A 24,850-nucleotide genomic window follows, 5' to 3' on the forward strand; every position below is an offset into this window, starting at 1 on the left:
TTTCGTCAGCGCGGTCGCGGTGACACGTGCATGGTGATGCGGGCGGTGACGAAGACATTGCCCTCGGCGTCCGACACGTCGACGGGCACGACCAATTCGAATGGCTCGTCGGTGAACTCGGGGATGGCGTCCAGGCGTGCGGTCGCGGTCACCGCGGTGCGGGCTTGGGCCTTGTATTCGACGGTCATGCCGGCGGGGATCCAGCGGTGGGTGGGCAGCACGGTCACCTCCGTCATCACGCCGGCGACGAGTTCGGCCATGTTGCACGATGCGATGGCATGAAACGAGCCGAGGTGGTTGTGCACACCCCGCCGGTTGGGGGCCTTGGCGCGGCAGAGTCCCGGCCGCAGTTCGACGATGACCGGATGGACCGTGCTGAAGTAGGGCGCCTTGAAGCATACCGCCTGACTGAAGATTCGATTGCCAAACGGCAAGCGCTGCAGCATGTTCCAGATCTTGAGGTTGGTGCTGATCGGCGCTGAGCCGGTCTTGGACGTCATCGGGGTGCCCCTTTCGTTTGAGTCGGGCGCGGTTTCGGTTTCGGGGACGTGGTGGGTGGTGTGAGGGCCAGCACCGCGCGTACCGCCGCGGCGAGTCGTTGCAGCGCCGCCGCGTCGCGCAGGGCGTCGGCATCGATCAGCAGGGCGGTGGGCAACTCGACAACGCAGGTGCGAATGGCCCCCACCGCCTGTTGATCCCTTCTGCCCCAGACCTTTTCGGCCAGTTCGATAAATAGGTGCGCGAGGTCGTCGTCGAGTCGGCGCAACTCGTCGGCCAGCTCGGCCGGGACGTCGGCGGCGCCGAGGAGTTCGTCGCGGCGCACGCGGAGCAGGAACCGGGCGGAGGCCGGGTGCTCGTGCGAGAACGTCGCGGGACACTCCGCGGCGGCGACCACCGCATCGACCGCTGCCTCGCCAGAAACGCCGCGCGACAGCGCCTTTGCCACGGCGGCTCGCTGGAAGCTCAGGTAACGCTTTCCAGCGCGTAGCCACACGTGACCAAGCAGTCCGCCGCGAGACCCGAACGCATGGTAGATCGCGCCGTTGGAGATGGCCGTCGCCTCCGAGAGGGCACGAATGGTGACCGCCGGCGGCCCGGATTCCGCGGCGAGTTGCTCGGCCACATCCATCAGGTGGTCGAAATCCAGCACTCGGGGGCGGGGCACTTCGACAGGATAACAGAGCATATGCTCTGAAATATTGGTGTCGCGGTCCGGCCGGGGCTGGTTGTCGGGAAAGCTGGTCGGCTCGTGCGATCTACTTCGACGAGCTGTGGGTTTCCAGGTAGCGGGCTGACGCCAACAAGGCCACGCTCAGCAGAATCAGCGCGGGCACGAATACGAACGGGTATGCCGCGACCGCGGCCAACGCGATGAGCGTGCCCGGCACCCCCAACGCCATCGCGGCCGTCGGATTCCGCTCGCCCAGGTAGACGATCCTCGCCGGCGCCGCGAATGCTACCGCGGCCCGTGGATGACGGTCCGGCCAGCTGCCGTATGGGCGGCGGGTCTGTTGGCCGCATCCCAGGCAGGTTCGCCCATACGAGTAGCGGGTTTCGAGTCCGCAACCCGTGCAGGTGTGGGTGGTCATCCGGCTATGGTCTCATCGCGGCGAGCGGGCCTCGCGACTGACGCCTGACTGGGCCCAAACGCGTTGGAGCTCAGGGGATTCGAACCTCTTATCCGCAACTACCGCTACTGCCTGCCGGCCAAGCGGGACCTGGCCGCCCAAATCACGTGGGTCAGCGATTTTCGGCGAGCTTCTTTACCCGTGGATCCACCGGACGCCCGGTCTTTTCGCTGGCCGCGACGGCCGCCTTGGCGGCAGCCTTTCGCACCGCGAGGCTCCGCTGCTCCACCTTTTGGGGGTTATCGTCCCGGGTCGCCATCGCCATCCTCCGGCCCGCTTAGAGCTGCATGTTCGGCAATCATCTGCACGATTTCGGAATCATCGACAGTCGCCAGTCTAGAGACCACCAGGGCGGAGAGCATTTTCCAGCCCAACTCGGCCTGGGCGGCGGTGACCCCGCCGTCGACGGATTCGGATCTGTCCGCTTCCGCGCCGAAGTGCCCGGGTCCGATGGCATCAACCCGCACGACCACTCCTACTCCTACCACCGCGGCAGCGAAGCCCTGTATGGCATGGCCGACATCGTCTCCGGTCACGGCGACCAACTCCAAGCCGACGGCATGGCCGCCGAACACCGCCATTCCCTGGGCGGCGTGCAAGTCAGGATTCCAGGACTACCCCCGGTCACCATCGGTCACGGCCCACTGCGCGGCCCGCGGGTAAGGGACGTCATGGGTGATCGTGGCGAGTTCTAGCTAGCTCGGCTTGCTGGTACTGCGCCCGACGACTTTAATTGCGCCGCACATGATTTGACGCCCGGTAGGGACATCGCCGACTACGAATTCTCGGACGGTAGACCATAGTAGCCCTGAATTTTTGCGCTACTCGCCATTCCCTATTCAGCACTCGGCACGTAAGAGTAATACTCGCGCACTTCCATTATCGACGACCACTGAGGAAATCCGGCAATTATCTCAGCGTCGGATAACTCGCCCATATCAGGCGGCGCGCCGTCTATCCCCTCAATATGCCCAATATAAATACTGGCGCCCAGGCCAGACACCGACAAACGACCAAATTTCAGAATATATTCTGCTAACCCACTGGGGTTCAGACCTGCCGAACTCGCCGACGAGTTGAGTCCTTTTCCCTGCCGCGAGCTGTCTGACGCGTCAAGGGCCCGCATGTCCTCGTCGCTGCTATTCCACAGCGGAAACGGCGGTCCTGCGCCCGCGGATCCTTTGGGCTCCCAATTGGCGTACCGCGCATGCCAGGGCAGCTGGCGCGCTGCGTCGTCGTTCGACCAAACAACGTTGCCGACACCGGTTACGACAACGAGTGCAGTATTCGAGCCTTCGAAACCACAACACCATTGAATGTCACAGAGGATGCCGACGCGAGACCGTTGCGGCGACAGGCGCATGTCGATGAACTCGGCATCGTTTAGCGCGCCGGTAATGGTCAGTGGGTTGCGGTGCGAGGACGACTTCGATTCCACGTCCGGCGTGAACTCATAAAGCTCGCTAACCGGGTAAAAATTCATGACCACCTCTCATTACTCCGGCAACGGTATGTGCGCATAGTCATCCGACGGAGGTATCGTTCGCCCGGTAAAAGGATTTACCGTTTGGCCCATGCCATTCATGTACACTACATAACCATCTGGATATTGGGCCGTCGGTTCCATAACGCGGATTGTCGTCACACGTGGGTCAATCCGCGCGTGACCAGGTGGCAATGAAAACTGCCAGCCCTTACCGGATTCGGCGGGTCCGATTGCGCTCTCTCCGGATGGGACACCCGGCAATTGCTCGCCGTGCGGGCCAACGACACTCTCGGGCGGATGCTGATGGAATAGAACATCAAGATACTGCTGTTTTTCGGCGTTAAGCTGTTCGGTCTCAACGTGAAAATCGGCCCTTCGTGGGTCATTGGGCGGAAGCTGCTCAATGACCGGCTTATCGATATGGTTGTGCTCCCATATCCTTTTGTTGACATCTTTGAGACCAGCTTTGGCTTGCTCGCGTGACATGCCTGACGATGGAGCGTCTTTGAACGTGTGGTTGTCGACGCCGCGCACGTGACCATCCGTGGACGGCCTATTGGCGGTCGGATCGTGCGGGAAGGTATCGCGAACACCGGCGACCGCGGCGGTGATTTTGCCGGCGACTTCTTGGTCCAGACTGACGAGTTGCGCCGCACGTTGGCGGATATCGCCGGCTAAGGCCCGGGCCTGAGCTTGCCGAGCCGCCCGCTGCGCGGTTGAGCCACCAACCGTGCGATCCCTAATCGAGAGATCTTCGCCCACATCGAATCCCGCGCTGTGCGCATCTTCGACGGCGTAGCGCACGCGGGAGCGGGCCGCAGAGAGATCCGAGGCCCCGCCACGCGCCACACTGGCTGCCGCTCGCAGCTGGTCAGCGACCGCGCTGGTGCTCGTCATGTCGGCGTGCGTCGCGCTGCGCAGCGTTTCAGCGGCGGCGCCGCGCCAATCGGCTGACAGCGCGTCGCGCCACACCTGGTGCGCGATCCCGAACGTGCGCTCGCTTACGGTCTCCCAGTAATCTGCTGCCTCGGTAAGGTGGTCGGTCGGCCAGGCCAATAGCGCGGATAACCCGGGCACCCCTGCGACGCCCGCCATTGCTACACGGTGGTTACCGGCGCGGCGACCGCAGCGAATTCGGCGGCCGACGCGCCTTCGTTGGAGGCATACCGACGATCTGCTTCGGCCAGACTAGTCGCGCGAGTCCCAATGCGCATGGCCAACTTGGCTCTGAACGAGGCGACAGCTCCGTGGGCGGCGCTGACGGCAGACAAGCTGGGCTGCCACGACAACCCTGGCGTCGGCGGAGCCGCCGTCTCACTGAGAAGATCGCCCGCCGCAGCATCCCACCGGGCAGCCACAGCATGAAGACCGGCGCCATCAACACGCAATATGTGCTGCACGATCGCAACTGTAGGTTCGATGTTTCACGCCTGCCAGTCACTAGCCACGTTGCTGCCGAGAACGCGTCGGGCCACAAGCGGCGGAGCAGTCACCGCAACGGGTGAGTCGCGCCATGGGTTACACCTGCGCGCCGCTGATGACTCTGTGGAGCTAAGGGGATTCGAACCCCTGACCTACTCGATGCGAACGAGTCGCGCTACCAACTGCGCCATAGCCCCTGATCGCTAAGCAGGCTACCAGCCGCGGCAGCAACTGCCGAAACCGCGAGCACTATTCGCCGACGGCGCGCGGCAAGTCCCTGGGCCAACCGAACGTCCGCATCGGCATCGCGTACTCCAGGTGCTCGAAGATCGGGTCCTCGTCGTCGATCTCGAGCACCACCGCGCCCGGGCGCCGCAGCCGCGACGGCACCACGTCGTACTCACGGGCATAGGCATTCTCGACGCCGAGCCGCGCCCGCGCCATCCGCTGCATGCGGCGCCGGCGCACCTTCTCCTCGATGCGCGTCTGGCGGCGCAGATAGCCCAGGTAGAGCAGGGTCACGGTGGTCGCGGCGCCGCAGACCCACCACGCCGTCGGCGAGATCTTGAACGCCGCGGTGGCCGAGCCGACCAACACGACCGCCATCGCCATCAGCACCCGCTTGCGGAAGGCGTATTTACGGGCGCTGACCGCGGCGGCGGTCTTGGTGTCGAACCGGCGCCGCCGCGAGGCGTTGCGCGGCATCGGCGCCGGCGCCTCCTCGTCGGCCTCGTCGCCCTCGGCGGCAGGCTCCTCCAGGCCGGACGAGTCGTCGACGTACTCATAGCTGTCCTGCTCGTCGCCGCCCTTGGCAACCGCCTCGGTGTCGACGTCGTCGTCCTCGGCCGGCTGCTCGTCGTTGTTCTCGGCCGCGGAACCGCTGGCGCCCACCGGAAGTGCGGCGGAATCCTCGACCACGTCGACGTCCAGATAGTCGGGCTCGGCGGGTTCGGCGGTGGCCATCCTCATGACCACCGGCCGCCGGCGGCTCAGCTCGTCGGTGTCGGCGTCGTCGTCCTGGTCACCGGGCTCGTCCGCGGCGACGTCGTGCTCCTCGTCGAGGTCGGCGTCGGAGTCTTCCGGTCGCGTCCAGTGGGGATCGCTGCGGTGCCCGGCGGCCGGCCCGCCGCGCTTGACCAGCCGAGAGTTGGCCCCGCCGTTGAGGACTCGGGTCGCCAGCGCCACATCGCTGGTGCGGCGCACCGCGTCGCGTTTGCTGACCAGCATCGGCACCAAGACGAACAGCCACAGCACCACGAGCGATATCCACAACAACGACTGCGGGATGCTTGGCATGATGACCTGCTCTCTTCGGTTCCCATCCCCCGCGAAGCCCATCGGTGGCCAACGCGGCCGGGTCGTGATGACCAGGACAATTACACACCTGTAATTTGCCTCTCACAAGCACCACTAGTCACTCGTGTCGCGCTAGTCCCAGATGGGCAACGTTTCGGCCGCCACCGGCGCGTCGCCGTAACGCCGCCCTACTAGGCCCCGGCCGTCACACCCAGCTCGCGTTACCGGCGCGGACCAGCGTCGACGCCACCGATCCGCTGACCTCCTCGACCGTGATCGCCATCAACAGATGGTCCCGCCAGGCCTTGTCGACCTCGAGGTAGCGCTGCAATAGGCCCTCCTGGCGGAACCCGACTTTCGCCAGCACGGCCCGGCTCGCGGCGTTCTCCGGACGCACGGTGGCCTCCACCCGATGCAACATGACCGGGCCGAAGCAGTGGTCGAGACCCAGCGCCAGGGCTGCGGTGGCCACCCCGCCGCCGGTGGCCGAGCGCGGTACCCAGTAGCCGATCCACGCCGACCGCAACGCCCCGTGAGTGACGTTGCCGATGGTCAGCTGGCCGCAGAAGCGCCCGTCGAGCTCGATGACGTAGGGCAGCATCCGGCCCTGGCGCGCCTCGGCGCGCAGGCCCGAGCACAGCGCCGGCCAGGCGGCCACCGCGTGCCGGGTCGTCCAATCGCCCTCAGCGCTGGGCTCCCACGGTTCCAGATGCGCCCGATCGGCCAGCCGGATCCGGCTCCACTGCGCGCCGTCGCGCAGCCGGACCGCCCGCAACCGGACCACCCCGGCCGGCACCCGCAGCGGGCCGACACTCATCGGCCAACCGGGATGACGGGAATTGTTGCGCAACAGGTTCACGATGTGTGCAGTCGTTCCGCTCAGCCGCGCTGAGCCAAGAAGGCGACGTCGACGATCTCGCCGGTGCGGATCTGCTCGGCCCCGCTGGGCACCACCACCAGGCAGTTGGCTTCGGCGAGGGTGGCCAGCAGGTGCGACGACGCGCCCGGGGCGCCGCCCAGCGCCTGCACCAGATACTCGCCGCTGTCCTGATCGCGCATCAGCTGGCCGCGCAGATAGCCCTTGCGCCCGGCCACCGACGTGATGGGCGACAGCGTGCGGGCCTGCACGATGCGGCGCATCGGCTGGCGCTTGCCCAGCGACAACCGGATCAGCGGGCGGACCATCACCTCGAACACCACCAGCGCGCTCACCGGATTGGCGGGCAACAGGAAGGTCGGAACGCCCTCGCGGCCCAGCTGCCCAAAACCCTGGATGGAGCCCGGGTGCATGGCGACCCGGACCACCTCGATCTCCCCGAGCTCGGACAGCACCTGGCGCACCGCTTCGGCCGCGGCGCCACCGACCGCGCCGGCGATCACGATCACCTCGGCGCGGTTGATCTGGCCCTCGACGATGTCGCGCAGTTCCCTGGGGCCGCCGCCGACGATCCCGATCCGGTTGACCTCCGCCCCGGCGTCGCGGGCCGCCGCTGCCAGCGCATAGGAGTTGACGTCGTAGACCTGCCCGTTTCCCGGGGTGCGCGAGATGTCGACCAGTTCTCCGCCCAGCGCCATGATCGTCACCCGCGGCCGCGGATGCACCAGCACCCGCTCGCGGCCGACCGCGGCCAGCAGCCCGACCTGGGCCGCCCCGATCACCGCTCCGGCGCGCACCGCGACGTCGCCGGGCTGGACGTCGTCGCCGGCTCGGCGCACGTAGGCGCCCGAGGGCGCGCCCCGGTAGATCCGCACCCGCTGCGTCCCGCCGTCGGTCCACCCCAGCGGCAGCACCGCGTCGGCCAGCGTGGGCAGCGGGGCGCCGGTTTGCACCCGGACGGCCTGCCGCGGCTGCAACCGACTGGGGGTGCGCGACCCTGCCTCGACGGTTCCCATCACCGGCAGCACCAGCCCGTCGCGCGCGTCGTCGACCGAGTCGTCGAGCGGCGCGGGCAGGCCCTCGGCGCCCACCTCGCCGACGCCGAGCACGTCGACGCTGCGCACCGCGTAGCCGTCGATCGCGGCCTGATCGAAACCGGGCATCGGGCGTTCGGTGACCACTTCCTCGGCGCACATCAGGCCCTGCGCCTCGGCGATCGCCACACGTATCGGCCGCGGCGCCACCGCGGCAGCCGTGATCCGGGCCTGCTGCTCTTCCACCGAACGCACAGCGCGCCTCTCTGCCCTCAAATCCGGCGGGCGCTGCGTGGCGCACGACCCGCCCACTGCGCGGGCGGGGCATCCCCGCCCGGGACCGCTTGGCGTTGCGCCGACCCGCCGTCGCCTGCCGGCCCGGTTACTGCTCGGACAGGCCTAACCGCGCCACCAACCACTGCCGCAAGTCCGGGCCGTAGTCGTCACGGTCCAATGCAAAGTCAACCGCAGCCTTGAGGTAGCCGCCAGGATTTCCCAAGTCGTGTCGAGATCCGCGGTGCACGACCACGTGCACCGGGTGGCCATCGGAGATCAGCAGCGCGATCCCGTCGGTCAGCTGGACCTCGCCGCCGGCGCCGCGGTCGATGCGGCGCAACGCGTCGAAGATGGCGCGGTCGAGCACGTAGCGGCCCGCCGCGGCGAACATCGACGGCGCGTCCTCGGCCTTCGGCTTCTCGACCATGCCCTTGACCCGCAGCACGTCCGGATCGTCGTCGGGCACCGGCTCGACGTCGAAGACGCCGTAGGCACTGATCTCCTCGGGCGTCACCTCGATGGCGCACAACACCGTGCCGCCGTAGTGCGCCCGCACCTTCGACATGGTCCCCAGCACACCGGTCGGCAGCACCAGGTCGTCGGGCAGCAGCACCGCGACCGCGTCCTCGTCGTCGGCCAGCCGCGGTTCCACACACCCGATCGCGTGGCCCAGTCCCAGCGGCTCGCTCTGCACCACCGACTCGACCTTGATCAGCCGTGGCGCCCGCCGAACCTTGTCCAGCATCGCGGTTTTGCCGCGCTCCTCCAGCGTGCTCTCGAGCACCAGGTCCTCGACGAAGTGCGCGACGACACCGTCCTTGCCCTCCGAGGTGACGATCACCAGGCGTTCGGCGCCGGCCTCGGCCGCCTCGGCGGCGACGAGCTCGATCCCGGGGGTATCGACCACGGGCAGCAGCTCTTTGGGGACCGTCTTGGTCGCGGGCAGGAATCGGGTACCGAGGCCGGCGGCGGGCACAATCGCCGTGCGTGGCACCACCACGTTTGGGCATGACATCGTTCACACGATAACCCGCATCGACTTTGCCGAGTGGATGTGGCGCAGGCGAAGACCGGGCTGTCATGGTTTACCCATGGCCACCACCGGCAAGGCCGCCCTGCGCGAACGGCTGCTCGCCGCCCGGCGCCGCGTTGCCGACGACGTTCGCGCCGCTGAGGCGCGGATGCTGCGCGAACAGCTGGAGTTCATGGTGACCAGCGGCAGCACCGTGTGCGCCTACGTGCCGGTGGGCGCCGAGCCGGGCTCCGTCGAGATGCTGGACATGTTGCTGCGGCGGGCCGGGCGGGTGCTGCTGCCGGTTGCCCGCACCGCCGCCGACGACACCCCGCTGCCGCTGTGCTGGGGCGAATACCGGCCCGGCACCCTGACCACCGGGCGGTGGGGGCTGCTCGAGCCGGCGCAGCCGTGGCTGCCCGCATCGGCGCTGGCCGACGCGGCCCTGGTGCTGGTGCCGGCGCTGGCCGTGGACCGCCGCGGGGTGCGCCTGGGCCGGGGCCGGGGGTTCTACGACCGCTCGCTGGGCGACCGCGATCCGCGGGCGCGGCTGGTCGCGCTGGTGCGCGACGCGGAACTGCTCGACGAGCTACCGGCCGAGCCGCACGACGTCCCGATGACCCACGCGCTGACGCCGCAGCGCGGGTTGGTCACCCTCGGCGCCCGCTGACGTCTCGGTCGTCTCGGTCGTCTCGGGAATGAGACGCGTCACCTGGCGGTTCTAGCACTTGACACGCTAGAGTGCTAACAAGGTTTGCGACCATCCGGAGGTTTACGTGCCGACTTACAGCTATCAGTGCACCGAGTGCGACGATCGCTTCGACATCGTGCAGGCCTTCACCGACGACGCGCTGACCACGTGCAAGCACTGCTCCGGGCGGCTGCGCAAGCGCTTCAACTCCGTCGGCGTGGTGTTCAAGGGCAGCGGCTTCTACCGCACCGATAGCCGGGAGTCCGGCAAGAAGCCCGCGGGGTCGACCAACGGCTCCTCCTCGAGCGACTCGAGCTCGTCGACGAGCGACAGCTCCGGCTCGAGCGCCAAGTCCGGCTCGGGCGAGAAGGCCGCCAGCAGCCCCGCGCCGGCCGCCGCCGCGGCCGGCTGACGGTTATCCACAGCGGCGCCGCCGAGCGCCGACCCGGGCGCCGCGCCGCGCCTACCGTTGCGGCGTGGGCGAATCCTCGCTGAACCCAAGCGTATTGAGCCGGCTGTCGGTGTGGCTGCGGCCGGACTGGACGCGTACCGTGCTGGCCCGTCGGGTCGCGGCCGGCGCCCTGGTGGTGTTGGCCGCGATCGCCGCGCTGCGGTCCGATCCCGCCGGCGACTATGCGCCGGTAGTGGTGGCCGAGCACGACCTGCGCCCGGGCGCCGCGTTGACCGCCGCCGATGTCCGTCTCGAAAAGCGTTTGGCCGCAACGGTTCCCGAGGGATCACCCGCCGAGATCGGCGCGGTGCTGGGTTCCACACTGGCCGGCCCGGCGCGACGCGGCGAGGTGCTCACCGACGTGCGACTGCTGGGCAGTCGACTGGCCGAGGCGGCCGTCGGGTCCAAGGCGGCAGCGGGCGCGCGCATCGTGCCGTTGCACCCGGCGGACGGCGCGCTGATCGACCTGGTGCGGCCCGGGGACGTGGTCGACGTGCTGGCCGCGCCGGCCAACACCTCGGCGGAGACGACCCACGCCGCGCCCAAGGTGCTGGCCACCGACGCCGTCGTGGTGCTGGTGTCGGCCCGGGAAAAGATTCAGGCCGCCGGTGCCGACCGCGTAGTGTTGGTTGCGCTACCGGCTGGGGTGGCGAACACGGTGGCAGGCGCGGCGCTCGGCCAGACGGTGACACTCACCCTGCACTGAGCGCCTGTCCGCGGGGGGATCACCTGGCCGACAGCAAACTCTGTCCAGTCCCAGAAAGGCCATCGCCAATGCTCAAAGGGTTCAAGGAGTTTCTCTCGCGGGGCAACATCATCGACCTGTCCACAGCGGTGGTCATCGGTACCGCGTTCACCGCATTGGTCACGACATTCACCGACAGCATCATCAAGCCGTTGATCAACCGCATCGGCGTCAACCAGAAGTCCGACATCGGCATCCTGCGGATCAGCATCGGCGGCGGGCAGACCATCGACCTGAACAACGTGCTGTCCGCCGCGATCAACTTCGTGATCATCGCCGCGGTGGTGTACTTCCTGGTCGTGTTGCCCTACACGACGCTGCGCAAGCGGGGTGAGGTCGAGCCGGCCGACGACGCCCAGGTGGTTCTGCTCACCGAGATCCGCGATCTGCTCGCGCAGACCAACGGCGACTCGTCGGGCAAGCACGGCAGCGTGAGCACCACACCCCCACCGGAGTACGGGCCGCGCGCGGAGGCCGAGTCGTAACGACCGGCGCCGGGCAGCCCGGGTCTAGATCTCCAGGCTCGACAACTGCCCAATGATCTGGGCCGCCAACGGATTCAGCGTCGCCATGCCGTCGCGCACCGCATAGCGGGAGCCGGCCAGGTTGACCACCAGCGTGCTGCCGGACACCCCGGCCAGTCCGCGTGACAAACCGGCGTCGATGATGCCGGCGGACAGCCCCGAGCCGCGGATGGCCTCAGCGATGCCGAGGATTTCGCGATCGAGGATCTCCCGGGTGGCCTCCGGGGTGACGTCGCGCGGGGTGACGCCCGTCCCGCCGACGGAGACGACCAGGTCCACCCCGCCGATCACCGCGGTGTTGAGCGCGTTGCGGATCTCGACCTCGTCGGCGGCGACGGCGACCACACCGTCGACGACGAATCCCGCCTCGGTGAGCAGCTCGGTCACCAGCGGCCCGCTGTGGTCCTCGTCCCCGTGGGCGGTGCGATCGTCGACCACCACGACCAGTGCCCGGCCAACTACCAACTCCGCACCCGTTTCCATGGGTGCAACCGTATATCCGAGCTCCGACAATCCCGCCGCCGAGGGTTCGTCCACTCTCACTACTGGTCCGCCTTTCCCAGGGTGACCGGCAAAGTCCGGCTGCCGCCGCCGGCGGGATCGGAGAACGTCAACGTGATCTTGTCGCCCGGCGCTTTGGACCGCACGGCGGCGACCAACGCGTTGGCGCTGTTGATCGGGCGGTCGTCGACCTTGGTGACGACCACGTTCTTGGGCAGGCCGGCGCTGGCGGCCGCACCGCCCGACACCACGTCGACGACCTTGGCGCCCGGGGTGCCCTTGTCGTTGGTCACCTGCACGCCCAGCGAGGCATGTGACGCCTTGCCGGTGGCGATCAGCTCGTCGGCGATCCGCTTGGCCTGGTCGACCGGGATCGCGAAGCCCAGCCCGATCGAGCCGCTCTGCGCGTCCGGCGAGTCGGCGCCCAGCGTGGCGATGGCCGAGTTCACGCCCACCAGTTGGCCGTTCATGTTGACCAACGCTCCCCCGGAGTTGCCGGGGTTGATCGCGGCGTCGGTCTGGATGGCGTCCAGCACGGTGTTCTGGTTGCCGGACTCACCGGTGGTGGACACCGGCCGGTTCAGGGCGCTGACGATCCCGGTGGTCACCGTGCCGGACAGACCCAGCGGCGACCCGATCGCCACCACCGGCTGACCGACCCGCAGGTCCGACGACGACCCCAGCGAGATGGGGGTGAGCCCGGACATGCCCTGCACCCGGATGACGGCGATATCGCTGGTGGGGTCGGCACCGACCACCGTGAACGGCGCGGTGCGGCCGTCGGAGAAGGTGACCGTCGTCTTCGGGGTGCCGGCGCCGGGACCACCGCCCGGGCCGCCGGGCGGCAGCGGGACCACCGGGGGCGCCGCGGGACCCTTGGGCGGTCCCGCCGCGGCCGCGACGACGTGGTTGTTGGTCAGGATCAGCCCGTCGGTCGACAGGATGATGCCGGAGCCCTCCTCGGACTGACGGCCCAGATCGGTCTCCAGCATCACCACGCTGGGCACCACCTTGGCCGCCACCTGCTCGACACTGCCCGGCGGCATGTTCGCCGCCGGGACGCTGGGCGCCGCCCCGGCGATGCGCCCGCCGCCGCTGCCCGTTGCGTGGGTGCCCATTTCGACGGCCGTTGCGGCGGCACCACCGATGCCGGCCGACACCACCGCGATGGCGACCGCTCCCACCGTCAAAAGCCCTGCGCGAGAACGCTTTTGAGGTTCCGGCGGCCCGGGCATCCCGGGGTGCATGCCGGGCAGCGGACCGGTGCCGGTGCCGCCGGGGACGCGTCCCGGCCCGGCGTTGCCGAAGGGCTCGTAGGGCGAGCGGAACTGGGTGGTTTGCGAGGGCTGCGACCGATAGCGCCAGTCGAATTGCTGCTGGTAGGGCTGCTGCCCCTGGGCATAGCCTGAGGAGCCCGCGTGGCTCGGGACGGGCGCAGTCTGATTCGGCGCGGGCGGGTATCCCGGCTGCTGCTGCGGCGGTGGCGAATACCTCGGGTCATTCGTCATGTCGCTAAGTCGCTCTTCCTCTATCTCGGCGTTTCGGCTCGCGGTGGGCTCGGCTCGGCTGGGTTTAACAGTAGCCGCAGACCTACCTTGCCCGCGCGGACTGAGAGTCCACTGAGATAACGTTCGCCGATTCCCGAGAGTTCGCCGTGTCCCCGGCCACCGGTACGGCGGGGTCGGTGGCGGCCTCCGCCTGGTCGGTTTCCGACTCGCCGGCGGGCGTCGAGTGGCCGGCCGGCGGCAGCGGCCGCCCCGGCAGCAGCACATAGAAGGAGGTGCCCGGCGGCTGGCCGCCCGGCACGGTGTCCTCGACGCGCAGCATGCCGCCGTGGTTGAGCACGACCTTCTTGACGATGGCCAGCCCCAGCCCGGAGCCGGGCATGGCCCGCGCCGATGTCGAGCGGTAGAACCGCTCGAACACCAGCCGGCGCTCCTGCGGCGGAATGCCGGGCCCGTGGTCAGAGACCACCAGCTCGGCGTGCGACGGGTCGAGCTGGCGCATCGTGACGCCGACGTGCCCGCCAGGCGGGCTCCACTTGGCCGCGTTGTCCAACAGGTTGAGCACCGCACGCGACAACCCGGCGGCATCGCCGTACATCTGCCACGGCGTCACATCGACGTCGAAGTGAATGTCGTTGCGCCGCCGCCTGACTCGCTCCAGGCTGCGATCGATCACATCGGACATGTCGACCGGCTCGTGCACCACCTGCCCGGCGTCGTCACGGGTGAGGTCCACCAAATCGCCTACCAGCGTTGACAATTCCTCGATCTGGGCGAGCACATCGGCGCGCAGCTCGACCATCTCCTGCTCGGGCAGCCGCGGGGCGCCCGGCTCCATCGAGGCCATCAGCAGCTCGACGTTGGTGCGCAGCGACGTCAGCGGGGTGCGCAATTCGTGTCCGGCGTCGGTGACCAGCCGGGCCTGTCGCTCCCGGGACTCGGCCAGCGCCCGCAGCATCAGGTTGAACGACTCGGTGAGCCTGGCCAATTCGTCGCTGCCGAACACCGGGATGGGCCGCAGGTCGTCGGTGCGCGCCACCCGCTCGGCCGCTTCGGTCAGGCGGGCCACCGGGCGCAACCCGGCCCGGGTGACCATGCCGCCCGCCACCGCCGCGACGGCCACGCCGACACCTCCGACGATCAGCAGCACCCACCGCAGTTTGTTCATCACCGCCTCGGTCGGCTTGAGGCTCTTGGAGATCAACAACGACGTGCCGTTCTGCAGGTGCACGGCCAGGATGCGCTGATCGCCCGCGGTGCGCCGCGACATGAACAGTTCGCCGTGGATGACCGCCTTTTCCGGCGACCCCACCGGCAGCGTCTGACCCGGCTGCTGGGCGGTATAGATGGCGTGGCCGGGGTTCACCAGCATCGCGTTGACGTCCGAATAGGCGGTGCCCTCGATCGCCTTGCCGGGGTCGGCGGCCAACGAGCCGCTGGCGATCAGCAGTTGCGCCCGGCTCTGCAGTTGGTTGTCGATGTCGCTGTAGAGGGCGGCCGAAATCACGGCATAGACGGCGAACGCCATCAGCACCACGACCATGGCCACCATCGACATGGCCAGCAGCATCACCCGCCATCGCAGCGACAGCGAGGGGGTGGCGCGCAGGGGCGCGCGCAACGGGGGGCGCTGGGGCCGGTACAACCGGATCATCGCGGCGGGCGGCTCGTCACGGCGGCGTCTCCCGAAGCACGTAACCCACCCCGCGCACCGTGTGGATCAACCGAGGCTCGCCGTCGGCTTCGGTTTTGCGGCGCAGGTAGCCGACGTACACCTCCAGCGCATTGCCCGAGGTGGGGAAGTCGAAGCCCCAGACCTCCTCGAGGATGCGGCTGCGGGTGAGCACCCGGCGCGGGTTGGCGATCAGCATTTCCAGCAGTGCGAACTCGGTGCGGGTCAGGCTGATCCGGCGCTGCCCGCGGGTGACCTCCCGGGTCACCGGGTCCAGCGTCAGATCGGAGAACGTCATCGCCACGGATTCGGCGTCGTCCTCGGGCTTGGTGCGGCGCAGCAGCGCCCGCATCCGGGCCAGCAGTTCTTCCAGGGCGAACGGCTTGGGCAGGTAGTCGTCGGCGCCGGCGTCCAGCCCGGCCACCCGCTCGGAGACCGAATCGCGGGCGGTCAGCACCAGGATGGGCAGGTCGTCACCGGTGCTGCGCAGCTGACGGCACACCTCGAGGCCATCCAGTCGCGGCATCATCACATCCAGGACGAGCGCGTCGGGGCGATCGCTCGCGATCATGTCGAGAGCCTCGACCCCGTCATGGGCCAACTCGACGGAGTAGCCGTTGAAGGACAACGACCTGCGTAACGACTCGCGCACCGCGCGATCGTCGTCGACGACCAGTATTCGCACGGCCCCTAGTTTCGTCCCACCGCCTGAGACTGACCTGAGAGGCGCGCCGGGATTGCGGCTAGCGGCGGTCGCCAGCGCGGCGAGAGCCGGGCGCCGCGGGCCGCCGCCATCAAGGTCAGCGGCGGTCGAGATCGATCAGGCCGAGACGGGCCGCCTTGAGCAGCCGGCGCGGCACCTTGTGCCGCTGACCTGCCACCGTCACACCGACGAGCTCGGTCTTCTCCGCCTTCCACTGCGCGCGCCGGCTACGGGTGTTCGCGCGCGACATTCTGCGCTTGGGTACGGCCATGGTCGGGCCTAACTCCTCGGTCGGGGGCTTGATCGGGCATGTCGCGCGGCGTGACCGGTCGGGCCGAACGTGCGACGATTGGACATCAGGATAGTCGTTGGCCTGCTGGTCACCAAAACGACGCCCGCCGACGATCGACCGTCCTTGACGTGACACCGGCGGTACCCGATAACCTACCGGTTGGTTGGTTGGTTCGCGGTCACCGGTACGCCCACGAATGGAGGACACGCATGGCCTCTCGTCCCGGTCCTCCCGGCGATCCGGGGGCGGTCCGCATCGCGAACTGCTCCGGGTTCTACGGCGACCGGCTGTCGGCCATGCGCGAGATGCTGACCGGCGGCGAGGTGGACTACCTCACCGGCGACTACCTGGCCGAACTGACCATGCTGATCCTGGGCCGCGATCGGATGAAGCACCCCGAGCGCGGCTACGCCAAGACCTTCCTGACCCAACTCGAGGACTGCCTGGGCGAGGCCCGCGACCGCGGGGTCCGCATCGTGGCCAACGCCGGCGGACTCAACCCGGCCGGCCTGGCCGACGCGATCCGCGACCTCGCCGCCCGGCTACGCCTCGACGTCCGGGCCGCCCATGTCGAGGGCGACGACCTGCTGGCGCGCGCCGCCGAGCTGGGGCTGGGCAGCCCGCTGACCGCCAACGCCTACCTGGGCGCCTGGGGCATCGTCGACTGCCTGGGCGACGGCGCCAACGTCGTCGTCACCGGCCGGGTCACCGACGCCTCGGTGATCGTCGGGGCGGCCGCGGCGCACTTCGGCTGGGAACGCAGCGACTACGACCGGCTCGCCGGGGCGGTGGTGGCCGGCCACGTCATCGAGTGCGGGGTGCAGGCCACCGGCGGCAACTATTCCTTCTTCACCGAGGTGCCCGACCTGACCCACGCGGATTTCCCGCTGGCCGAGGTGCACGCCGACGGCTCCTCGGTGATCACCAAGCATCCGGGCACCGGCGGGCTGGTCAGCGTCGACACCGTCACCGCGCAACTGCTGTACGAGATCACCGGCGCGCGTTACGCCAACCCCGACGTCACCGCCCGGATGGACACCGTCGAGCTGTCCTCCGACGGCCCCGACCGGGTGCGCATCAGCGGCGTGCGCGGTGAGCCGCCGCCGCCCACCTACAAGGTGTCGCTGAACAGCATCGGCGGATTCCGCAACTCGATGACCTTCGTGCTGACCGGCCTGGACATCGAGGCCAAGGCCGAGCTGGTGCGTCGGCAGCTGCAGTCCGCGTTGGCGGTCAAACCCGCGGAGCTGCAGTGGTCGCTGGCCCGCACCGACCATCTCGACGCCGACACCGAAGAGGCCGCCAGCGCCCTGCTGCACTGCGTCGTCCGCGATCCCGACCCGGCCAACGTCGGGCGCCAATTCTCCTCGGCCGCAGTCGAATTGGCACTCGCCAGCTATCCGGGATTTCATGTCACCGCCCCGCCGGGCGACGGCCAGGTGTACGGCGTGTTCACCGCCGGCTATGTCGACGCCGATAAGGTGCCGCACATCGCGGTGCACGCCGACGGCACCCGGGTCGACATTCCTTGCGCCACCGATACTTTGGAGTTGGCGCCGGTCGATGACCCGGCGCTGCCCGAACCGCTGCCGGACGGCCCGGTGCGCCGCGCGCCGCTGGGTACTATCGCCGGGGCCCGCAGCGGAGACAAGGGCGGCTCGGCCAACGTCGGGGTCTGGGTCCGCACCGACGAGCAGTGGCGCTGGCTGGCCCACACGTTGACCGTCGAGCGGCTCACCGAGCTGCTGCCCGAGGCCGCCGAGTTCGCCGTCACCCGCCACCTGCTGCCCAACCTGCGCGCGGTCAACTTCGTCATCGACGGCATCCTCGGACAGGGTGTCGCCTATCAAGCCCGGTTCGACCCGCAAGCCAAGGGGCTGGGCGAATGGCTGCGCGGCCGCTACCTCGACATCCCGGAGAGCCTGCTGTGAATCTGTGGACCACCCCCGAGCGCGAACAACTGCGAAAGACGGTGCGCTCGTTCGCCGAACGCGAGATCCTGCCGCACGTCGACGAGTGGGAGCGCAGCGGCGAGCTGCCGCGCGAATTGCACCGCAGCGCCGGGGCGGCCGGGCTGTTGGGCGCCGGCTTTCCCGAATCGGTCGGCGGCGGGGGCGGCGACGGCGCCGACGCGGTCATCATCTGCGAGGAGATGCATCAGGCCGGAGCACCGGGCGGGGTGTTCGCGTCGTTGTTCACCTGCGGCATCGCGGTGCCGCACATGATCGCCTCCGGGGATCAGCGGCTCATCGAGGAGTTCGTCCGGCCCACGCTGGCCGGCGAGAAGATCGGTTCGCTGGCCATCACCGAGCCGGGCGGCGGTTCGGACGTCGGTCATTTGCGGACCTCCGCGGTACGCGATGGTGATCACTACATCGTCAACGGCGCCAAGACCTACATCACCTCCGGGGTGCGTGCCGACTATGTGGTGACCGCGGTCCGCACCGGGGGCCCTGGGGCGGCAGGGGTTTCGTTGCTGGTGGTCGAGAAGGGCACTCCCGGGTTCGAGGTGACGCGCAAGCTGGACAAGATGGGCTGGCGCTCCTCGGACACCGCCGAGCTGTCCTACACCGACGTCCGGGTACCGGTGTCCAACCTGGTCGGCGCCGAGAACACCGGGTTCGCCCAAATAGCCCAGGCCTTCGTCTCCGAGCGGATCGGCCTTGCCACACAAGCGTATTCGAGTGCGCAGCGGTGCCTGGACCTGACGGTGCAGTGGTGTCGCGACCGCGAGACGTTCGGCCGGCCGCTGATTTCCCGGCAGTCGGTGCAGAACACGCTGGCCGAGATGGCCCGCCGCATCGACGTCGCCCGGGTGTATTCGCGCAACGTGGTGGAACGCCAGCTGGCCGGTGAGACGAATCTGATCCCGCAGGTGTGCTTCGCCAAGAACACGGCCGTGGAGGCCGGAGAATGGGTTGCCAACCAGGCCGTGCAGCTGTTCGGCGGCATGGGCTACATGGCCGAATCCGAGGTCGAACGCCAATACCGGGGCATGAGGATCCTGGGCATCGGCGGCGGCACCACCGAAATCCTGACCGCGTTGTCCGCCAAACTGCTGGGATTCCAATCATGACCGTGCTGCAGTCCACCCTCGACCGCGAGGCCACCGCCTTCACCGACGCGGCGTCGGCGGCGATGGCGAAACTCGAGGAGATCGACACCGAACTCGCCAACGCGCTGGCCGGCGGCGGACCGAAATACGTTGAACGCCACCACGCCCGGGGCAAGCTGACGGCGCGGGAACGCATCGAACTGCTGGTCGACCAGGACTCGCCGTTCCTGGAGCTGAGCCCCCTGGCGGCCTGGGGCAGCTCCTTCAAGGTCGGCGCCAGCACCGTCACCGGTATCGGCGTGGTCGAGGGCGTCGAATGCATGATCGTGGCGAATGACCCCACGGTCAAAGGCGGCACCAGCAACCCGTGGACCCTGAAGAAGATCCTGCGGGCCAACCAAATCGCCTTCGAGAACCGGCTTCCGGTGATCTCCCTGGTGGAGTCCGGCGGGGCGGACCTGCCCACCCAGAAGGAGATCTTCATCCCCGGCGGACGGATGTTCCGCGACCTCACCCGACTGTCCGCCGCCGGAATCCCCACCATCGCTTTGGTTTTCGGAAACTCCACGGCGGGCGGCGCCTACGTCCCGGGCATGTCGGATCACGTGGTGATGATCAAGGAACGTTCCAAGGTGTTCCTGGCCGGTCCGCCGCTGGTGAAGATGGCCACCGGTGAGGAATCCGACGACGAATCACTGGGTGGGGCCGAAATGCATGCCCGGGTCTCGGGTTTGGCCGACTACTTCGCCGTAGACGAACTCGACGCGATCCGCATCGGCCGGCGCATCGTGGCCCGGTTGAACTGGGTCAAGCAGGGCCCCACACCCAAACCGGTCACCGAGCCGCTGTTCGACACCGAAGAGCTCATCGGCATCGTGCCCGCCGATCTGCGCATCCCGTTCGATCCGCGGGAAGTGATCGCCCGCATCGTCGACGGCTCCGAGTTCGACGAATTCAAGCCGCTGTACGGCTCGTCGCTGGTGACCGGCTGGGCCCGGCTGCACGGCTATCCGATCGGCATCCTGGCCAACGCGCGCGGTGTGCTGTTCAGCGAGGAGTCGCAAAAGGCCACCCAGTTCATCCAGCTGGCCAACCGCTCCAACACGCCATTGCTGTTCCTGCACAACACCACCGGCTACATGGTGGGCAAGGACTACGAAGAGGGCGGGATGATCAAGCACGGGTCGATGATGATCAACGCCGTGTCCAACTCGACGGTGCCGCACATCTCGCTGTTGATCGGCGCCTCCTACGGCGCGGGCCACTACGGCATGTGCGGCCGCGCCTACGACCCGCGTTTCCTGTTCGCCTGGCCGACGTCGAAGTCCGCGGTGATGGGCGGCGCCCAGCTGGCCGGCGTGCTGTCCATCGTGGCCCGCGCGGCGGCCGAGGCCCGCGGCCAGCAGTTCGACGAGCAGGCCGACGCGGCGATGCGGGCGGCGGTGGAAGGCCAGATCGAAGCGGAGTCGCTGCCCCTGGTGCTGTCCGGAATGCTCTACGACGACGGGGTGATCGATCCACGAGACACCCGCACGGTATTGGGAATGTGTTTGTCCGCCATAGCCAATGGCCCGATCGAGGGGACGTCGAACTTCGGCGTCTTTCGGATGTGAGCCCGATGGGAATCACGCGAGTACTGGTTGCCAACCGCGGCGAGATCGCCCGACGGGTTTTCGCTACCTGCCGACGGCTGGGGGTGAGCACCGTCGCCGTCTATACCGACCCCGATGCCGGCGCGCCGCATGTCGCCGAAGCCGACGCCCGGGTGCGGTTGCCGAACACCACCGACTACCTCAACATCGAGGCCATCATCGGCGCCGCCCGCGCGGCCGGCGCCGACGCGCTACATCCCGGATATGGATTCCTCTCCGAGAACGCCGATTTCGCGACCGCTGTCGCCGACGCCGGACTGACTTGGGTCGGTCCGCCGGTGGATGCGGTGCGCGCGATGGGCTCCAAGATCGAGTCGAAAAAGCTGATGGCCGCCGCCGGAGTGCCGGTGCTCGACGAGCTCGACCCCGACACCGTCACCGAGGCCCAGCTGCCGGTGCTGGTCAAGGCGTCCGCGGGCGGTGGCGGCCGCGGCATGCGGGTGGTGCACGAATTATCCGCCCTGCGTGGCGAAGTGGAGGCCGCGCGCCGGGAGGCGCAGTCCGCGTTCGGTGATCCGACGGTGTTCTGCGAACGCTATCTGCCCACCGGTCACCACGTCGAGGTTCAGGTGCTGGCCGACGCCCACGGCACGGTGTGGGCGGTCGGCGAACGCGAATGTTCGATTCAGCGCCGTCACCAGAAGATCATCGAGGAGGCCCCCTCACCGCTGGTGGAGCGCACACCGGGGATGCGCGCCAAGCTGTTCGAGGCGGCCCGGCTGGCCGCCGGCGCCATCGGCTACACCGGGGCCGGGACGGTCGAGTTCCTCGCCGATGACGACGGAGAGTTCTACTTCTTGGAGATGAACACCCGGCTGCAGGTCGAACACCCGGTCACCGAGGAGACCACCGGGCTGGACCTGGTCGAGCTGCAGCTCGCGGTCGCCGACGGCGCCCGCCTGGACGCGGAACCCCCTGCCGTCCAGGGTTATTCGATCGAGGCCCGGCTGTACGCCGAGGACCCGGCCCGCGGTTGGCAGCCGCAGGCCGGCGTGGTGCACGCGTTCGCGGTGCCCTCGGTCCGGGCCGAGTTCGGCTCACTGGGGCGGCGGATCGGCATCCGGCTGGACGCGGGTATCACCGACGGATTCGCGGTGTCGATCCACTACGACCCGATGCTGGCCAAGGTCATCTCCTACGCGCCAACCCGCCGTCAGGCGGCGCTGGTGCTGGCCGACGCGCTCACCCGCACCCGGGTGCACGGCGTGCGCACCAACCGCGATCTGCTGGTGAACGTGCTGCGGCATCCGGCGTTCCTCGACGGCGCCACCGACACAGCGTTTTTCGACACCCACGGCCTGGCCGAGCTGGCGGCGCCGCTGGGCGACGCGGCGGCGGTGCGCCTGTCGGCGGTCGCGGCCGCTCTCGCCGACGCCGCGCGCAACCGCGCTCACGCCCCGGTGCTGGGCGCCATCCCCAGCGGCTGGCGGAACCTGCCGTCGGGCTTTCAGGTCAAGGACTACCGCGACGACGAGGGCCACGAGCATCGGGTCCAATATCGTTTCACCAGAACCGGTTTGGTTCTGCCCGATGACCCGTCGGTGCAGCTGGTGTCGGCCACGGCCGACGACGTGGTGCTGCGCACCGACGGTGTCGAGCACAACTTCTCGGTGCGCCGCTACCACGGCGCCGACGCCGACGTGTATGTCGATTCGGCGCGCGGGCCGGTGCACCTGACCGTGCTGCCGCGCTTCCCCGAGCCCGGTTCGACCGTCGAAAAGGGCTCGCTGGTGGCGCCCATGCCCGGCAACGTCATCCGGCTCGGTGCCGCGATCGGGGACACCGTCACCGCCGGTCAGTCCCTGATCTGGCTGGAAGCCATGAAGATGGAGCACACCATCGCCGCCCCGGTCGACGGGGTGCTCGCCGAGCTCAATGTCAAAACCGGTCAGCAAGTCGAAGTCGGCGCTGTGCTGGCAAGAGTGGAAGCGCCGCAATCAGAAGGAGATGCACAGTGACCGACAGCAGCTTCATCGAAAACGAAGAGCGTCAGGCGTTGCGCAAGGCGGTAGCCGAGTGGGCATCCAACTACGGCAGCGAGTACTACCTGCGGAAGGCCCGCGCCCACGAGCACACTGACGAATTGTGGTCCGAAGCAGGCAAACTCGGCTTTCTCGGGGTGAACCTGCCCGAGCAGTACGGCGGCGGGGGCGCCGGCATGTACGAGCTGTCGCTGGTGATGGAGGAGATGGCGGCCGCGGGCAGCGCGCTGCTGTTGATGGTGGTGTCGCCGGCCATCAACGGCACCATCATCAGCAAGTTCGGCACCGAGGAGCAGAAGAAGCGCTGGCTTCCCGGGATCGCCGACGGCACGCTGACAATGGCGTTCGCCATCACCGAACCCGACGCCGGGTCCAACTCGCACAAGATCACCACCACCGCCCGCCGCGACGGCAGCGACTGGATCCTCAAGGGCCAGAAGGTTTTCATTTCCGGCATCGACCAGGCGCAGGCGGTCCTGGTGGTGGCCCGCACCGAGGAGGCAAAGACCGGCAAGCTGCGGCCCGCGCTGTTCGTGGTGCCCACCGATGCGCCCGGTTTCAGCGCCACGCCGATCGAGATGGAATTGATCAGCCCGGAACGCCAGTTCCAGGTCTTCCTCGACGACGTGCGGCTGCCGTCGGATGCGCTCATCGGCGCCGAAGACGCCGCGATCGCACAGCTTTTCGCCGGGCTCAACCCCGAACGCATCATGGGCGCAGCCAGCTCCGTCGGGATGGGCCGGTTCGCGCTGGCCCGGGCCGCCGAATACGTCAAGACCCGCCAGGTGTGGGGCACCCCGGTCGGCGCGCACCAGGGCCTGTCACATCCGTTGGCGCAGTGCCACATCGAGGTCGAACTCGCCAAGCTGATGATGCAGAAGGCGGCCACCCTGTATGACGCCGGCAACGACATGGGCGCGGCCGAGGCCGCCAACATGGCCAAATATGCTGCGGCCGAGGCGGCTACCCGCTCGGTCGACCAGGCGGTGCAGTCGATGGGCGGCAACGGCCTCACCAAGGAGTACGGTGTGGCCGCCATGCTGGCCTCGGCCCGGCTGGGCCGCATCGCCCCGGTCAGCCGCGAGATGGTGCTCAACTTCGTCGCCCAGACCTCGCTGGGCCTGCCCCGCAGCTACTGAGACGATGGACGCCCTGGTCGACTACGCCGGTCCCGCCGCCACCGGCGGTCCGGTGGCGCGGCTGACGCTGAACTCACCGCACAACCGCAACGCGCTGTCCAGCGCGCTGGTCAGCCAGTTGCATCAGGGGCTGCGCGACGCCTCGTCGGATCCGGCGGTGCGGGTGGTGGTGCTGGCCCATACCGGCGGCACCTTCTGCGCGGGTGCGGATCTCAGCGAGGCCGGGTCCGGCGGGTCGCCCTCGTCGGCCTACGACATGGCCGTCGAGCGGGCCCGGGAGATGGCCGCCCTGATGCGCGCCATCGTCGAATCCCGACTGCCGGTGATCGCCGCGATCGACGGCCACGTCCGGGCCGGCGGGTTCGGCTTGGTGGGCGCCTGCGACATCGCGGTCGCCGGCCCGCGCAGCAGCTTCGCGCTGACCGAGGCGCGGATCGGCGTCGCCCCGGCCATCATCTCGCTGACGCTGCTGCCGAAGCTGTCGGCGCGCGCGGCCGCGCGCTACTACCTGACCGGCGAGAAGTTCGACGCCCGACGGGCCGAGGAGATCGGGTTGATCACCATGGCCGCCGAGGACGTCGACGCCGCGGTCGACCAACTGGTCGCCGACGTGGGCCGCGGTTCGCCGCAGGGCCTCGCGGCGTCCAAGGCACTGACCACCGCCGCGGTGCTGGAGCGCTTCGACCGGGACGCCGAGCGGCTGGCCGAGGAATCCGCCCGGCTGTTCGTGTCCGACGAAGCCCGCGAAGGCATGCTGGCGTTCCTGGAGAAGCGGTCACCCAACTGGACGAGTTAGCCAGCCGATAAGTTAGCCAGATGTCAAACAGGGGATCCGGCCGGACGGGCCGCGCGGGGTCGCGGGCCGGTGCAAGGTTGCAGTTTAGCCAATCCTCTTGCAGCAAAAGCT

25 protein-coding genes, 1 tRNA gene and 1 pseudogene are annotated in these 24,850 nt (G+C 68.7%); 11 read left to right on the forward strand and 16 right to left on the reverse strand.

Annotated features, from left to right (window positions below; all coding sequences use genetic code 11):
* Positions 1-5 precede the first annotated feature (5 nt).
* The 4 genes from MAA44156_RS15745 to MAA44156_RS23330 all read right to left on the reverse strand — a co-directional run bounded on the left by MAA44156_RS15745 (position 6) and on the right by MAA44156_RS23330 (position 1,887).
* On the reverse strand, positions 6-500 hold the full coding sequence (locus MAA44156_RS15745) for a hotdog fold domain-containing protein (RefSeq protein ID WP_009975255.1): 495 nt from the start codon (positions 498-500) through the stop codon (positions 6-8).
* A complete protein-coding gene (locus MAA44156_RS15750) occupies positions 497-1,150 on the reverse strand; it encodes a TetR/AcrR family transcriptional regulator (RefSeq protein ID WP_009975253.1) in 654 nt (217 codons plus the stop codon). Before MAA44156_RS15750 ends, MAA44156_RS15745 begins: the two co-directional genes overlap by 4 nt.
* Before the next feature lie 106 nt (positions 1,151-1,256).
* On the reverse strand, positions 1,257-1,589 hold the full coding sequence (locus MAA44156_RS15755; RefSeq protein WP_023861826.1) for a hypothetical protein: 333 nt from the start codon (positions 1,587-1,589) through the stop codon (positions 1,257-1,259).
* Between the two features lie 151 nt (positions 1,590-1,740).
* Positions 1,741-1,887 carry a hypothetical protein gene (locus MAA44156_RS23330; RefSeq protein ID WP_003872798.1) on the reverse strand — a complete coding sequence of 49 codons (147 nt, stop codon included), beginning with the start codon at positions 1,885-1,887 and terminating at the stop codon, positions 1,741-1,743.
* 127 nt (positions 1,888-2,014) lie between these two features.
* On the opposite strand from MAA44156_RS23330, the pseudogene MAA44156_RS15760 reads away from it, so the two are divergent.
* Positions 2,015-2,272, forward strand: a pseudogene (locus tag MAA44156_RS15760) (putative alpha/beta hydrolase); the annotation flags it as partial.
* 191 nt (positions 2,273-2,463) lie between these two features.
* Here the strand turns inward: MAA44156_RS15760 and MAA44156_RS15765 are convergent.
* The 7 genes from MAA44156_RS15765 to MAA44156_RS15795 all read right to left on the reverse strand — a co-directional run bounded on the left by MAA44156_RS15765 (position 2,464) and on the right by MAA44156_RS15795 (position 9,034).
* Complete coding sequence (locus MAA44156_RS15765; protein ID WP_128971828.1) at positions 2,464-3,111, reverse strand: hypothetical protein; 648 nt, start codon at positions 3,109-3,111, stop codon at positions 2,464-2,466.
* A 12-nt stretch (positions 3,112-3,123) separates the two neighbouring features.
* Positions 3,124-4,209, reverse strand: a complete 1,086-nt coding sequence (locus MAA44156_RS23600; protein ID WP_023880280.1) for a hypothetical protein — start codon at positions 4,207-4,209, stop codon at positions 3,124-3,126.
* A 451-nt stretch (positions 4,210-4,660) separates the two neighbouring features.
* Positions 4,661-4,733: transfer RNA gene (locus tag MAA44156_RS15775), tRNA-Ala, on the reverse strand.
* A gap of 52 nt (positions 4,734-4,785) precedes the next feature.
* Positions 4,786-5,832 carry a divisome protein SepX/GlpR gene (gene sepX / locus MAA44156_RS15780; protein ID WP_050427660.1) on the reverse strand — a complete coding sequence of 349 codons (1,047 nt, stop codon included), beginning with the start codon at positions 5,830-5,832 and terminating at the stop codon, positions 4,786-4,788.
* Positions 5,833-6,037: 205 nt separating this feature from the next.
* Positions 6,038-6,691 carry a GNAT family N-acetyltransferase gene (locus MAA44156_RS15785; RefSeq protein ID WP_009975246.1) on the reverse strand — a complete coding sequence of 218 codons (654 nt, stop codon included), beginning with the start codon at positions 6,689-6,691 and terminating at the stop codon, positions 6,038-6,040.
* A gap of 20 nt (positions 6,692-6,711) precedes the next feature.
* The gene (gene glp / locus MAA44156_RS15790) at positions 6,712-7,998 is read right to left on the reverse strand and encodes a molybdotransferase-like divisome protein Glp (protein WP_003872802.1); all 1,287 of its coding nucleotides are present in this window, start codon (positions 7,996-7,998) and stop codon (positions 6,712-6,714) included.
* A gap of 127 nt (positions 7,999-8,125) precedes the next feature.
* Entirely contained in the window at positions 8,126-9,034 is a 909-nt protein-coding gene (locus tag MAA44156_RS15795) for a UTP--glucose-1-phosphate uridylyltransferase (protein ID WP_009975245.1), read from the reverse strand.
* A gap of 76 nt (positions 9,035-9,110) precedes the next feature.
* On the opposite strand from MAA44156_RS15795, the gene MAA44156_RS15800 reads away from it, so the two are divergent.
* The 4 genes from MAA44156_RS15800 to mscL all read left to right on the forward strand — a co-directional run bounded on the left by MAA44156_RS15800 (position 9,111) and on the right by mscL (position 11,403).
* Positions 9,111-9,701 (forward strand): 5-formyltetrahydrofolate cyclo-ligase, encoded by a 591-nt coding sequence (locus MAA44156_RS15800; RefSeq protein ID WP_011723942.1) that lies wholly within the window; start codon positions 9,111-9,113, stop codon positions 9,699-9,701.
* Between the two features lie 106 nt (positions 9,702-9,807).
* Positions 9,808-10,134 carry an FmdB family zinc ribbon protein gene (locus MAA44156_RS15805; protein WP_003872805.1) on the forward strand — a complete coding sequence of 109 codons (327 nt, stop codon included), beginning with the start codon at positions 9,808-9,810 and terminating at the stop codon, positions 10,132-10,134.
* Positions 10,135-10,198: 64 nt separating this feature from the next.
* The gene (locus MAA44156_RS15810) at positions 10,199-10,879 is read left to right on the forward strand and encodes an SAF domain-containing protein (protein WP_009975242.1); all 681 of its coding nucleotides are present in this window, start codon (positions 10,199-10,201) and stop codon (positions 10,877-10,879) included.
* A gap of 68 nt (positions 10,880-10,947) precedes the next feature.
* Positions 10,948-11,403: a large-conductance mechanosensitive channel protein MscL gene (gene mscL, locus MAA44156_RS15815; protein WP_003872807.1), complete on the forward strand. Its 456-nt coding sequence runs from the start codon at positions 10,948-10,950 to the stop codon at positions 11,401-11,403.
* Positions 11,404-11,427: 24 nt separating this feature from the next.
* On the opposite strand, the gene MAA44156_RS15820 is transcribed toward mscL, so the two are convergent.
* From MAA44156_RS15820 to rpmF, 5 genes are all read right to left on the reverse strand, one after another.
* Positions 11,428-11,925: a MogA/MoaB family molybdenum cofactor biosynthesis protein gene (locus MAA44156_RS15820; RefSeq protein ID WP_008254072.1), complete on the reverse strand. Its 498-nt coding sequence runs from the start codon at positions 11,923-11,925 to the stop codon at positions 11,428-11,430.
* A 59-nt stretch (positions 11,926-11,984) separates the two neighbouring features.
* Complete coding sequence (locus MAA44156_RS15825; RefSeq protein ID WP_029248394.1) at positions 11,985-13,451, reverse strand: S1C family serine protease; 1,467 nt, start codon at positions 13,449-13,451, stop codon at positions 11,985-11,987.
* An 82-nt stretch (positions 13,452-13,533) separates the two neighbouring features.
* On the reverse strand, positions 13,534-15,102 hold the full coding sequence (locus MAA44156_RS15835; RefSeq protein WP_009975239.1) for a HAMP domain-containing sensor histidine kinase: 1,569 nt from the start codon (positions 15,100-15,102) through the stop codon (positions 13,534-13,536).
* Positions 15,103-15,118: 16 nt separating this feature from the next.
* Positions 15,119-15,805 carry a two-component system response regulator MprA gene (mprA, locus tag MAA44156_RS15840; RefSeq protein ID WP_003872811.1) on the reverse strand — a complete coding sequence of 229 codons (687 nt, stop codon included), beginning with the start codon at positions 15,803-15,805 and terminating at the stop codon, positions 15,119-15,121.
* A 115-nt stretch (positions 15,806-15,920) separates the two neighbouring features.
* On the reverse strand, positions 15,921-16,094 hold the full coding sequence (gene rpmF, locus MAA44156_RS15845; protein ID WP_003872812.1) for a 50S ribosomal protein L32: 174 nt from the start codon (positions 16,092-16,094) through the stop codon (positions 15,921-15,923).
* 230 nt (positions 16,095-16,324) lie between these two features.
* On the opposite strand from rpmF, the gene MAA44156_RS15850 reads away from it, so the two are divergent.
* Genes MAA44156_RS15850 through MAA44156_RS15875 form a run of 6 tightly spaced genes read left to right on the forward strand, consistent with a single transcriptional unit; the run spans position 16,325 to position 24,739 of the window.
* Complete coding sequence (locus MAA44156_RS15850; protein ID WP_009975237.1) at positions 16,325-18,046, forward strand: acyclic terpene utilization AtuA family protein; 1,722 nt, start codon at positions 16,325-16,327, stop codon at positions 18,044-18,046.
* Positions 18,043-19,191 (forward strand): acyl-CoA dehydrogenase family protein, encoded by a 1,149-nt coding sequence (locus MAA44156_RS15855; RefSeq protein ID WP_009975236.1) that lies wholly within the window; start codon positions 18,043-18,045, stop codon positions 19,189-19,191. Before MAA44156_RS15850 ends, MAA44156_RS15855 begins: the two co-directional genes overlap by 4 nt.
* Before the next feature lie 2 nt (positions 19,192-19,193).
* Positions 19,194-20,783, forward strand: coding sequence for an acyl-CoA carboxylase subunit beta (locus MAA44156_RS15860; protein WP_085988239.1), 1,590 nt, complete (start codon positions 19,194-19,196; stop codon positions 20,781-20,783).
* Positions 20,784-20,788: 5 nt separating this feature from the next.
* Positions 20,789-22,780 carry an acetyl/propionyl/methylcrotonyl-CoA carboxylase subunit alpha gene (locus MAA44156_RS15865; RefSeq protein WP_009975234.1) on the forward strand — a complete coding sequence of 664 codons (1,992 nt, stop codon included), beginning with the start codon at positions 20,789-20,791 and terminating at the stop codon, positions 22,778-22,780.
* Entirely contained in the window at positions 22,777-23,943 is a 1,167-nt protein-coding gene (locus tag MAA44156_RS15870) for an acyl-CoA dehydrogenase family protein (protein ID WP_009975232.1), read from the forward strand. The genes MAA44156_RS15865 and MAA44156_RS15870 overlap by 4 nt, the downstream gene beginning before the upstream one ends.
* Before the next feature lie 4 nt (positions 23,944-23,947).
* Positions 23,948-24,739: an enoyl-CoA hydratase family protein gene (locus MAA44156_RS15875; RefSeq protein ID WP_003877495.1), complete on the forward strand. Its 792-nt coding sequence runs from the start codon at positions 23,948-23,950 to the stop codon at positions 24,737-24,739.
* Positions 24,740-24,850 lie beyond the last annotated feature (111 nt).

The sequence above is a fragment of the Mycobacterium avium subsp. avium genome (assembly GCF_009741445.1).
GTDB lineage: Bacteria > Actinomycetota > Actinomycetes > Mycobacteriales > Mycobacteriaceae > Mycobacterium > Mycobacterium avium.